At 76.2% G+C, this 12,718-nt stretch carries 2 protein-coding genes; one reads left to right on the top strand and one right to left on the bottom strand.

Features of this window, described 5'->3' with window-relative positions:
* Positions 1-257: 257 nt before the first annotated feature.
* Positions 258-845 (top strand): tellurite resistance TerB family protein, encoded by a 588-nt coding sequence (locus KYY02_RS19385; RefSeq protein ID WP_371239485.1) that lies wholly within the window; start codon positions 258-260, stop codon positions 843-845.
* On the opposite strand, the gene KYY02_RS19390 is transcribed toward KYY02_RS19385, so the two are convergent.
* On the bottom strand, positions 822-12,623 hold the full coding sequence (locus KYY02_RS19390) for a non-ribosomal peptide synthetase (protein WP_371239487.1): 11,802 nt from the start codon (positions 12,621-12,623) through the stop codon (positions 822-824). The genes KYY02_RS19385 and KYY02_RS19390 overlap by 24 nt on opposite strands.
* Positions 12,624-12,718 lie beyond the last annotated feature (95 nt).

Below are 12,718 nucleotides of genomic sequence, written 5' to 3' on the forward strand. Positions count from 1 at the left end.
GGCGCGCCCGGTCCCGGGCGCCGGGACGGCCGCCCGCGCCCCCGGTGCGGCACGTGGCGGCAGGGATGCGGGGCGAGGACGTCCGAGCCGCCTCGCCCGTTGCGCGGGCGGTCGAGCCGGTGAGGTGTCCGGCCGTCGGCCGGACATCGGGTTTCCGGCACCGTAGCTTTGCTTTTGCTTTGCCGTTCGGGAACGCGGCCGCGGTCGCGTTCGTTTGACCGGACGGACCGTGACAGCGACAGAAGAGGTGGCACCAGGTGGCGATGTTCGACCGGCTCAAGGAACAGGCCAGGGCTCTCCAGCAGTCCCAGGGCGCACGGACGGGCGGCGGCCAGCAGCACGGGCAGGGCTTCCCCCCGGGCGGCGGCCGGCAGCACGGGCACGGCTCCTCCTCGGGCGGCGGCACCAAGGCCCAGCTGATGGGGCTGTTCAAGTCGCAGCTCGCGTCGGCCAAGGCGGAGCTCAAGAGCGGCGCCTACCGGGACGCCAGCATGGCGATGTGCGCGCTGGTCGCCGCGGCCGACGGCCGGGTCGACCCGGCCGAGCGGCAGCGCGTGGAGGAACTGATCGCCTCCAACGAGGTGCTGCAGAACTTCCCGGCGGACCAGCTCCGCAAGCGGTTCAACGAGCACGTGGACCGGCTCACGGCCAACTTCGAGCTGGGCAAGGCCAAGGCGCTGGAGGACATCGCCAAGGCGGCGAAGAAGCCGGTCGAGGCCCGGGCCGTCGTCCAGACCGGCCTCGTCGTCGCCGGGGCCGACGGCAGCTTCGAGCCGGCCGAGCAGTACGCCGTGCGCGACGCCTGCTCGGCCCTCGGCCTGTCACCGACGGAGTTCGGCGTCTGACGTCGGCTCGGAAGGACCCGCACCCGGTGCGGGTTCGACGGGGTGACCGAGCAGGTGCAGCGGCGCCGCCGTGACCCCGGCTTCCTCCATGGCGTCCCAGTGGGCCCGCGCCACCGCCGCGTCCACCAGGCCGTGCACCAGCGGCAGCCGCTCGTCCGAGGCGCACAGCAGGGACTCGGTGCGGCAGGAGGCCAGGGTTCCCTCGATCCAGGGCTGGGCGAGATGGCCGGCTGCCACCGCGGCCGGGAGGTCGGCGGCGACCTCCCGGCCGGTGCGGCCGACGTGCAGCAGCCCGCCGCCCAGGACCAGGACGTCGCCCCGTTCCCGCATACGGGCGAGGGCCCGTCCGGTGTCGAAGCAGTGCGGGAAGGAATCGTCGACCACGACGGCACCGGGCCGGAGCCGGTCGACGTCGAGCACCGTCCTCGCCCCGCTCACCGCCGTCACCAGCAGATCCGCGGCGTGCACGGCGTCCGGCAGCATCCGCCGCGCCTCGACGACCTCCACCTCGCCCGCCAGGGCGCGTTCTTTCAGCCGGCGGCCGAGCTCCCCCAGCCGCGGCCCGCTGCCGCGTACGTCGCACAGCAGCAGACGCCGGGGCGGGCGGGCGGCCAGCGACAACAGCAGTTCGAGCGAGGACGCACCGATCGAACCCAGCCCGGCGAACGCCACCTCCAGGTCCGCGAGATCCCGGCCGGTCGCGTCCAGCGCCGCGTGCACGGTCCTGACCACCGACACCACCGTCGCCGCGTGCCCCGTCGTCACCGCCGACGGGTACTGCCGGTGCCGCAGCACGTCGAAACCGTATCCGGTCAGCGACGGGATCATCCCGGCGAGGGACACGCAGCGCGCTCCCAGGGAGGCGGCCAGCGACACCGCGCGAGCGGTGTGGTCCACCAGGCCGGCCCCCCGCCCGAGTTCGTCGGCGAACAGCGGCACGCACACGAAACCCGATCCGCCCAGCGGCGTGCGCACCGTCTCCAGCAGCCTCGGGCCGCCGTCGGGGAACAACAGGTCGCGCACCTCGGCCCGGGGCAGCGCCGCCTCGGACAGGCCGGCCAGCCGTGCGAGATGCTCCGGCGCCGGCAGATAGCCGACCAGAGCCGCGTCCATCGTCCCCCGCCGCTTCCTCGGCGGGGGCGCCACGACCCGGCGGTTCCCGGCGGCCCGTACCAGACGGCCGCGCACCGAGCGGACGAACCCGTCGAGCGCCGCCGACGAGAACGCGGCGGCGCAGCCCCGGACCGTGACCCGCAGCCCGTCACCGTCCGGCCGCACCGCCATGAACAGGTCCGTCGCCGACGACGGCGGCAGGAACATGCTGTCCCCCGCCTCCCACGACACCCGCAGCGCACCGTCGCCCCGCGGGGCCAGCGCGGCGAAGTCGAGGTGGGTGAAGAAGAACTGCGACGTCACGGGCAGACCGTCGGCGCGCCGGGGAACCACCTCCTCGTGGGCGCGCGCCTCCTCGGCCTCCGCCACGATCCGGCGCAGCGCGTCACCGAACTCCCCGTCCGTGAGAGGTGCCTCGGCCGCACCGGCCGGCCGCACGGGCACGGCGGTGGCGAACGGCCCGAAGATCCGGTGCGCGTCGGGCAGCGCACGGTCCCGGCCGCTGACCGCCAGACCCACGACCAGGTCCGGCCGGCCCGTCAACGCCGTCAACTCCTGGTAATAGGCGGTCAGCAGCGGGGCGTACAGCGTGGTCCGCGCGGCCGAGGCGACCTCGCGCAGGGCGGCCGTCAGCGTCGCGTCGAGCGTGAACACGGCCGACTCGAAACGCCGGTCGCCGCTCACGGCGGTGGTACGCAGCACCGGCGGCCGGTACGGGGCGTTCAGCCGGCCGGCCCGGGCCCGATGCCCCGCCGCTGCCGGTGTGCCGGCGTCGGCCACCGTCAGGGCGTGGTCGCGGAAGCCGGCCCGCGGCGCGGACGGCCCGGGCTCCGCACCGTCCGTCAACCGGTCGTACACCTCGGTCAGTTCTCGTATCAGCAGCGCCGAACTGTAACCGTCGCCGATGAGATGGTGTGCGTGCACCAGCAGGACGTGCTCCTCCCGTTCCAGGGTGAGCACCCGAAGCCGCAGCAGCGGCCACGCCCAGGGCTCCAGGCGCCGTCCGGCCTCGGCCGCGGCCCGCTCGTCCACCTCGGCAAGGCCGGCGACCGTCTCGAAGTCGACCGGTAGCCGCAGTGAGCGGGGCAGCTCCTGCTGGACGGGCGGCCGGGCACCGGCGGGAAAGACGGTGCGCAGCATGCCGTGGCGCTCCACCAGCACGTCCACCGCCCGCTGGAAGAGGTCCGGATCCAGCGGCCCGGACAGCCGGAGCCGCGCCAGCCACGTGCCTCCGCCCGGCGAGAGCGCCTCGGCGAGGAGGAACCCGCGCTGACCGGGAGTGACCGGGAACGGCCCCGGTCCCCGGTCGCCGGCCGGAACGGGCTCGGCGTCCCCGGTCGCAAGGTCCTCTTCCACAGCGGCGTCCACGGCCTCCGCCAGTGCGGCGAGGGTGCGGTGACGGTAGATCACGGTCGGCCGGGGCAGCGGCCCCGCCCGCTCCGCGAGCCGGGCGAACACCTCCAGGACGAGCAGGGAATCGCCGCCCAGTTCGAAGAAGTCGTCCTCCCGGCACACGGCGGTCACCCGCAGCACCGCGCACCAGATCGCCGCCAGCCGGCGCTCGGTCGCCGTGGCCGGAGGAGTCCTCCCGTCACCGGACGACGTGTCCGGGCCGCCGGAGACGGCCCCGGGGTCCGCCGCCAGCAGCGCCGGCCGGTCGACCTTGCCGGTCCCGGTCAGCGGCAGCGCGTCGACGGACGTGATCCGCGCCGGGACCATGTACGACGGCAGCAGCCCGGTCAGATGCCGGCGCACCTCACCCGCGACCGGCCGTCCGGCCCCCCTCCGGGTGGTGACGAAGGCGAGCAGCCGCCCCTCGTGCGCGAGCACCACGGCCCGCCCCACACCGGGACAGGTCTGCAGCGCCGCCTCCACCTCTCCCGGCTCCACCCGGTTCCCGCGGACCTTCACCTGGTCGTCGAGCCGCCCCAGGAACTCCAGGACGCCGTCCGCCGACCGGCGCACCCGGTCCCCGCTGCGGTACCAGCGCCGCCCCCCGCGCGTCGTGAACGCCTGCGCGGTCAGTTCCGGTTCGCCCAGGTAACCGGGGGTCAGACCGTCGCCCGCGATGAGCAGTTCCCCGGCCTCGCCCGCACCGCACACGGCGCCGTCGGCGCCGACCACCTCCAGCAGGGCGCCGGCCGCGGACCGCCCGATCGGCAGCCGCCGCACCTCGTCGCCCGGACGCGCCCCGATGACGTGGCAGGTGGCGTTGACGGTCGTCTCGGTCGGCCCGTACAGGTTCGCGATGCGCGTGCCGCTCCCGAACAGGTCGAACCAGCGCCGCACGTGCTCCACGGGCAGCTCCTCACCGCCGACGTGCACCCAGCGCAGCGCCGACAGGTCCACCGGCTCCACGCCCCGCGCCGCCCGCGCCTCGGCGGCCGACAGCAGCTGCTCCCACAGCGTCGGAACGGAGCTCCACACGGTCACCCGTGCCCGCTCCACGTGCGCCAGCAGCAGCTCGGGGTCCCGCAGCAGGTTCCTGGGCACGGTCACCACGGTGCCGCCCGCCATCAGCGGGGCGAGCAACTGGCGCACCGAGGCGTCGAAGCACGGCGAAGCGGTCTGCGCGAGCCGGTCCTCGGGGCCGTAACCGAAGGTGTCGACGGCCCAGTCGAGGTAGTTCTCCATCGCCCGGTGGGTGACCGGCACCGCCTTCGGGCGCCCCGTCGACCCGGAGGTGAAGATGACGTACGCGATCGCTCCGGGACCCGGCGCGGCGACGGTGCGCCCGTCGTCGTCGGACGGTTCGTCGGCCGCCACCGTCCGCACGCCGGCCAGGGTCCCGGCGAGGCGCAGGGTGGGGGAGTGGCACACCACCGTGGAGGCGCCCGTACGGGTCAGCTGATCGGCCAGTCTCGCCCGGGGGTGCTCCGGATCCAGCGGGACCCAGCCGGCCCCGGCCCGCAGGATGCCCACCACGCCCACCACCGTGTCCGCGCCCGGCTCGGTGAGCAGCCCGGCCAGGTCGCCCGGACGGACGCCGTGGGCACGCAGCCGTGCCGCGAGGGCGGCGGAGGCGCGGTCGAGCTCCCCGTACGTCAGGGACGTCTCCCCGGCGTCGACGGCGGTCGCGCCGGGGCACGCACGGAACCGGTCGAGCAGCCGGGCGACCAGGGGGAGGCGCCCGCCGGGCGGCGCGGACGGCGCCGGTCCGGGCGTGGGCACGAGCGCCGCCAGCTCCTTGCGGAACTCCCGGTCCAGACGGGCCACGGTGGCCCGCTCGAACAACGGCGCCGGGAAGTTCCACGACATGCGCAGCACCGGACCGTCCGCCCAGCACAGCAGGGACAGCCGGGTCGTCGCCGATCCGGTGCCGGCCGCGGTCGCCGTCACCTCCACCGGGCAGCCGGGGGCCGCCGCGGCCGGGAACCGGGCGAAGCTGAAGCCCGCCGGGCTCACCGTACGGGGCACGACGCCGCCGGGCAGCATCGCGGCCAGGTCCAGGCTGCTCACCCCGGCGTGCCGCTCGCTCTCCAGCCACAGGCGGCGCACCCGCTCCGCCAGCGCCACGACCGGTTCCTCGCCGTCCACCTCGCACAGCAGCGGCAGGGTGTCGGCGAGCGGACCGACGAGCCGCTCCACACCGTCGAAGCGGTCGTCGCGGCCGGCCCTGGCCACGTTCACGGCGACGTCCCGGCGTCCCGTCCACCGTGCGAGGCAGCGCGCGTACGCGGCGAGGAGCAGATGGAACAGGGACACGCCGCGCGCGGCGGCGAGCCGTTCGAGACCGGTGCTCAGCTCCGCGTCGAACGCGCCGTGGTGCTGCACGATCGGGCCGGTCGCCGGAGCGTCGGGATCACCGTCGTAGGGCAGTCGCAGGGGTGCGCCGCGCGCGGCGAGACGCTCCGCCCAGTGGCGCCGGACGGCGTCCGGCACGCCGGAGCGCCGCGTGCCCGCCGCGTACCGCGCGAAGTCCGGTGCGCAGTGCGTCTGCCGCGGTGCGGGCTCCCCGCGCCACAGCGCGGTGTACGCGGTCCACAGTTCCTCCGCGAGGAGGTTGAGGCTGTACCCGTCGACGGCCGCGTGGTGCACGACCAGCAGCAGATGGGCGAGTTCCGGCTCCCGGCGGAGCAGCACGGCGCGTACCGGCGGACCCGTCGTCAGGTCGAAGGGCCGGTTGCACACGGCGGATTCGACGCCGGCCACGTCCTCGGCGGCGCAGTCCAGCACCTCGTACCAGTCCGCCACCGCAACCGGCGCCGCCACCCGCTGCGCCGGCCGCCCGCCCGAGGTGTCCACCCGCAGCCGCAGCATGCCGTGCCGTTCCGCCAGGTGAGCCAGTGCCCGGCCGAGGACGCCGGTGTCGAGCGGGCCGCGGACCGTCAGCCGCAGGTGGCCGCGGGCCGGGACGTCCGGGTGCAGCAGGCTGCTGGTGTGCAGCGCGAGCTGGACGGGCGTCAGGGTGAAGGGCTCGCCGTCCGCGTGGTCCGGGGCCCGGTCGTCGAGGTGGGCGGCGAGTTCGCGCACGGTCCGGTGCTCGAAGAAGAGCGTGGTGGGCAGGGACCGCCCCAGCTTCCGCTCCAGCCGTTTGACGAGATCGACGGCGCCCAGCGAGTCCAGGCCCAGGGACAGGAACGGAGTGTCGTCGTCGACCGCCGTCGGCGGGACGTCGAGGGCCCGCGCCAGCAGCTCCCGCAGTACGGAGGCCGTACCGGAGGAGGCCGGGGGCCGCCCGCTCGTTCCGCCGGCCGTGGGGAGTCGCGCCGGGGCGACCGGGGGCGCCACGGGCGTCAGGTCGGCGAGGACCAGCTGTGCCGCGTCCGTGCCGCAGACCGACCGCAGGGCCGCCAGCGCGGGCGCCGTCGCCAGTGGCCGGCCGGCGGCGGTCGCGAGGCCGCCGACGCCTCCGGCGGCGAGGCCCGTCCGGCCGAACGGCCCGAGGTTCACCGACAGCCACGGGCGGCCCGCCCGCCGCTCGGCGCCGGCGAAGGAGTCGAGGAAGGCGTTCGCCGCCGCGTACGCGCCCAGGGCGCCGGCCAGGCCGGGAAGCACCGACGACACCGACGAGAACGCGACGCACACCCCGGGACGCTGCCCGTGCCGGTCCAGTGCCCCGGCCAGCAGGACGGTGCCGAGCGTCTTCGCGTCCAGCGCGTCCACCGTCTCCTGCACGTCCGTTCCGCGCAGGCTGCCGGGCCGGGCGACTCCGGCCGCGTGGAAGACGGCGTCCAGCGGGGGGAGGCCGGCGACGAGTCGTTCGACGTCCTCGGGGACGGCGAGGTCGGCCGTGACGTAGCGGGCGTCGGCGCCGAGTGCGGTGAGCTCTTCCAGCAGGCCCACGGGCGGGCGGGGGGAGCGGCCGGCCAGCACCAGGACGGGGTGGTCCCGGTCGGCGAGCTGCCGGGCGAGTGCGGAGCCGATGCCGCCGGCGCCGCCGGTGATCAGGAACGTGCCGTCGGCGGGCAGGGGGGCCGCGCCGGCCGTGCGGTCCCCGGTGCGTGGCACGACGGTCCGCACCGAGCGGTGTCCGGCCCGCCAGGCCACGGCTCCTTCCGCCTGCGGTGCCGACGTCTCGGCGAGCAGTGCCCGCAGGTGCTGTTCCTCGTCGTCGAGGGAGGAGAGGTCGATCCAGTTCGCGATCGCCTCCGACTCCTCGGGGACGGCCAGGGCGAGTCCGCCGAGGATCGCCTGGGCGGGGTTCGGGTGCTCCGGGCCACGGCCCGTGACGTGTGCGTCCCGGGTCACCACCAGCAGGCGGTGGGCGCCGGTGCGGTCGAGCAGGGCGAGCGCGTCGTGCAACGCCGTGACCGCCTCGCGCTGGTGCGCGGCGAGGTCCGCGGCCGTTTGCGGTCGAGCCGCGTCGGCGAGCAGGATCACGGTTTCCGCGGGCCCGACGGCGCCCGGCCCCTGGAGGGCGAGCCGGTCCGCCAGCCGGCGTACCGCTGTGGAATCCGCACCGGTCACCATGACGCCGGGGTGCGTCGGGGCGAGCCGGGGATGGGGGCGCGCCGCTCGGCGCTCACGGGGCGCCTCCTCCGGTGCCCGAACGGCCTGGGAGGCGCCCCCGGCGCCCACCCTCACCCGCCCCCGGCTCCGCTCGAGCAGGGGGAGCCCCGTCGCTCCAGCGGCACGACCGCCCGCGGCCGACGGTGGTGCCGCACGCCACGTGATGTCGTGCAGCAGGCCCCGTGCAGTGGGTTCGGGCCAGTGGGCACGTCGCCTGTACGGGTACGGCGGGAGCGGGATCCGGCGGTGGCCCTCGTCGAGGGTCGTGCGGTCCAGCGGTACGCCTCGGGTCCACAATCGCGCCACGGTCTCCAGCAACTCCCGTGGCCCGCCCGTCGGCACGGACACCACGAAGACATCGCCGTCCGCCGTGACCGTCCGGGTCGGGCCCAGTTCCACGAACGTGTCGTGACCCTCCTCCAGCAGACGCGCCACCGCCCGGTCGAACCGCACCGGCCGCAACGCGTGTTCGCGCAGGTGGTCCGGGGTCATCGACGGCTGCCACGCGGCGGTGAGCGTGCTCATCACCGGTGTCGTGGGCGCCGTCGGGGTCAGTCCGCGGGCCGCGTCCGCCAGGGCCTGTGCGACCGGCTCCATCAGCGGGGAATGGAAGGCGCGCGACACCCGCAACGGGCGGACCGCCGCGCCCTGTTCGGCGAGCCGTCGCGACGCCCGGCCGACCGCCTCCGGGGTACCGGAGACCACCAGTCGGCCCGGCCCGTTGTACGCCGCGACCGCCAGCTCGCCGCCAAAGGCGTCCACCAGGGCGGACACCTCCCGCTCCTCGGCGCCCAGCACGGCCGCCATGGCGCCCGGTGCGGTCGCCCCGCCCATGAGGCGGCCCCGTTCCGCCGCGAACGTGACCGCCTCGCGCAGGGACAGCATCCCGCCCGCGCAGGCGGCCGTGAGTTCACCGACGCTGTGCCCGACGACCGCGTCGGGGCGTACGCCCCAGGCGGTCAGTTGCCGGGCCAGGGCGACCCCGTGCGCGACCAGCAGCGGCTGCGCCACCTCCGTCGCGGCCAGGTCGTCCTCGGTCACGTCGCCGTCGACGCACCAGCCCGTCAGCTCCCGCCCGCACACCTCTCCGACGACCGCCGACGCCTCGTCGAGCGTGGCGCGGTACACCGGTGCCGTGGCGTACAGCGCCCGCCCCGGCCCCGGTCGCAGACCGCCCTGACCGGGCAGGACGAAGACGGTCCGGGGCCGGTGCGTCACCGTCCCGGTGATCGCGCCCCGTCGCGCCGTGGACGCCTCGGTGAGCCGTTCCCGCAGGTCGCCTTCGGCGACGAGCGCGAGACGGTGGGGCCGCTCGTCCCGTGCCGCGCCGGCCGTCGCGCAGACGTCGGCCTCGTCGAGCTCCGGGTGGTCGCGCAGGTGCTCCGCGAGCCGCGAGGTCCACGCCTCCAGCCCTTCGGCGCTGCCCGCCGAAAGGGTCAGCAGACGAGGCCCGTCGCCCGCCCGGCGCGCGGTGCGCACCGGCGCGGGCGGGGCCTCCTCCAGGACGGCGTGGGCGTTGGTGCCGCCGAAGCCGAAGGCGTTGACGCCCGCCCTGCGCGGTCCGTCCGACTCCCAGTCGGTCTCCCCGGTGACCAGGGCGAACCCGGCCCGCTCCACCGCGGGGGAGGGCGGGGCGTGGTGCAGCGAGGCGGGCAGCCTGCCGTGGCCGAGGGCCAGGACGACCTTCACCAGCGAGGGCAGCGCGGCCGCGTTCAGCAGGTGCCCGATGTTGGTCTTCACCGAGCCGAGCAGCCGGGGCCGGCCGTCCGGACGGGGCGGGAAGGAGTGCGCCAGGGACCGCAGTTCGACCGGGTCGCCGACGGCCGTGCCCGTGCCGTGCGCCTCGACGTAGGTCACCGACGCCGGGTCGACACCGCAGTCCCGGTGGGCGCGGGTGATCACCTCCCGCTGGCGCAGCGGATTGGGCGCCATCAGACTCAGCGACGTGCCGTCGTTGTTGACGGCGGTGCCGCGGACGACGGCGAGCACCGTGTCGTCGTCACGGTGGGCCTTCGCCAGAGGCCGTACGACGAGTGCCGCCCCGCCCTCGCCCGGTACGAACCCGTCGGCCGCCGAGCTGAAGGCGCGGCTGCGCCCGGTCGGCGACAGGGCCTGCGCCGCTTCCAGGGACCGGTGCGCGGCCGGGGTCAGATGCAGGTTGACGCCGCCGACCACCGCGATGTCGCACTCGCCGTCCGCGAGGCTGCGCCGGGCCAGATGCAGGGCCACCAGGCCCGAGGAGCAGGCGGTGTCCACGGCCAGGGCCGGGCCGTCCAGGTCGAGGCAGTGCGCCACGCGGGCGGCGACGAGGCCCGGGAGGTTGCCGGTCATGGCGGCCTCGGCCGGCGGCGCGGCGCCGGGGTCGGCCTCGGCGAGGACCTGCCGGTAGCCGCTGTCGCCGACGGCGGCGAAGACGCCGATCCGCAGGCCGCGTCGGCGCGGCCCGGCGTATCCGGCGCGTTCCAGCGCCTCGTGGGCGAGTTCGAGGAAGATCCGCGCCTGCGGGTCGAGCGCGCGCGCCTCCTCGGCGCCGATCCCGAAGTGCCCGGCGTCGAAGGCGGCGGGGTCGTCCAGGAAGGCGCCCCACCGCCCGTCCCGCGCCCCGCCCGTGCCCCAGCGTCCCGCGGGCACCGTCGTCACGGCGTCGCGGCCGGCGACGAGCAGTTCCCAGAACTCCTCCGGGGTACCCGCGCCGGGAAACCGGCAGGCCAGTCCCACCACGGCGGTCTCCGCGCTCCGGGCCGGCGTACCGCCCGCGGACTCCCGCTGCCCGCAGGCCTGCTGCCCCACGACGTCCAGGAGGTGGTCGGTGAGTGCGGCCACCGTGTCGTTGCGCATCACGGCCGGCCCGAGCGTCACGTCCAGCACCCGTTCCAGCTCGGCGAGCGCCTCCATCGCCTTGAGCGAGCCACCGCCCAGTTCGGCGAACCGGTCCCGGTCCCCGAACGACGGCTCCGGTGTCCCCAGCACCTTCGCCCAGACCTCCCGCACCGCTCCCCGCACCTGCGCGCGGGAGCGGGGCGCCGGCGCCGGGGCCACGGACGGCCGCGGCTGTTCCCGGCGCGCCGGGGCGGCCCCGGAGGCGGCCGTCGGCCGGTACGTCCCCGCCTCGAACCGGGACCGCATCCGCTGCCGCTGCACCTTGCCGCTGGTCGTGCGCGGGAAGGCGGACGGCGGCAGCGCGAACACCCGTACGTCGTCGTGGCCCAGCGCCGCCCGCACCCGTCCCGCGACCCGGTCCAGCACCCCGGCAGCGGAACGCGGTGGCCGGGCCCAGGCCACGAACACCGCCACCCGCTCCCCGCCGGTCGCCGGGTCGGTCGACCCGATCACCGCCGTCGTCCCGGGCGGTACCCCGGGCGTGGCCGCCGCGACCTCCTCCATGTCCGGTGCGTGGAACGTACGGCCGTTGACGAAGAGGACGTCCTTGTGCCGGCCGCTGACGCACAGCCGGCCGTCCCGGAGGAAACCGAGGTCGCCGGTGCGCAGCCAGCCGTCGGCGAAGGCGGCCGCCGTCGCCTCCGGCAGACCGTGGTACCCCCGGGCGACCTGCGGGCCACACACCTCGACGTGACCCACCCGCCGGTCGCCCAGCGGACGGCCGCGGTCGTCGGTGACCCGCACCGAGCACCCCGGAACCGGCAGTCCCACGTCCATCAACTCCACGGCGTCGCCGCCCGGTCCGCACTCCACCGCCCGTCCCCGGCTGAGCGCGGCACGCTCCAGCGCCACGGGCGCGGCCACCTCGCCCGGCGGTGGGAACGTGACGGCCAGGGTCGCCTCGGCCAGTCCGTACACGGGCGTCGCCGCCCGGGGATCGAGCCCGGACGGCCGGGTCCTGGCGGTGAAGTCCCGCCACACCGTCGCCGAGATCGGCTCGGCGCCCACCAGGAGCAGCCGTACCGTGCTCAGGTCGAGCCCGGCGAACACCTCCTCGGGGACCCGGCGGACGGCCAGCGCCAGGGCGAAGTTGGCGGCGGACAGCAGGGTGGCCCGGTGCGCGGCGGCCACCTCGAACCACAGCCGGGGGTTCTTCGCGAACGACAGCGGGGCGATCCTCACCTGCCTGGCCCGCGCGGCGAGCGGCGCCAGATGGGTGCCGATGAGCCCCATGTCGTGGAAGTACGGCATCCAGCTGACCACCACGTCCCGGTCGGTGAGCTCGGCGGCCCCGATCAGCTGGCGGAGGTTAGCCAGCACGGCGGCGTGGGTCAGCTCCACGCCCTTGGGCGACCCGGTGCTGCCGGAGGAGAACTGCAGGAACGCAAGGTCGTCCGGGGCGGCGGTGGCGGGCGACTCGACGGCGCGGGACGTCCGGAGCTCCTCCAGCCGCAGGACACGGGCGTCGTCCGGGAGCCGGCCGGCCACGTCCGCGCAGGCCTCGTCCACCGCGACCGGGGGACGGCCGAGGTGCTCCCACACGGGGCGGACCCGCCGCGCGTCGGGCGCCAGCGGCACCGGCACCAGGCCGGCTGCGAGCGCGCCCCAGAACAGGGGCTGGAAGTCCTCACCGCGGTCCGCGACCACCGGCACGCAGGCGCCCGGTGCGACTCCCGCGGCGCGGTAACCGCCCGCGACGCGCAGGGAGTCCTCCAGCAGCCGCCGGAAGGTGACGGGTGTTTCACCACCGTCCCCCCGGACGTGGACGATTACCTGGTCGGGGGTGCGGAGGGCGGCGTCCAGCAGGACGTCCAGCAGCGTTGCGGCGTTCATGGATCCGTTCGTTCACACGGGGGCGGCCGGCGGCGACGACCGACCCCATTGTCAGTGGCTGCGCCTACGGTTCGATCAGTAGGACCCGGCGGAAC

The organism is Streptomyces pimonensis (assembly GCF_041380215.1).
In the GTDB taxonomy this organism is placed as follows: domain Bacteria; phylum Actinomycetota; class Actinomycetes; order Streptomycetales; family Streptomycetaceae; genus Streptomyces; species Streptomyces pimonensis.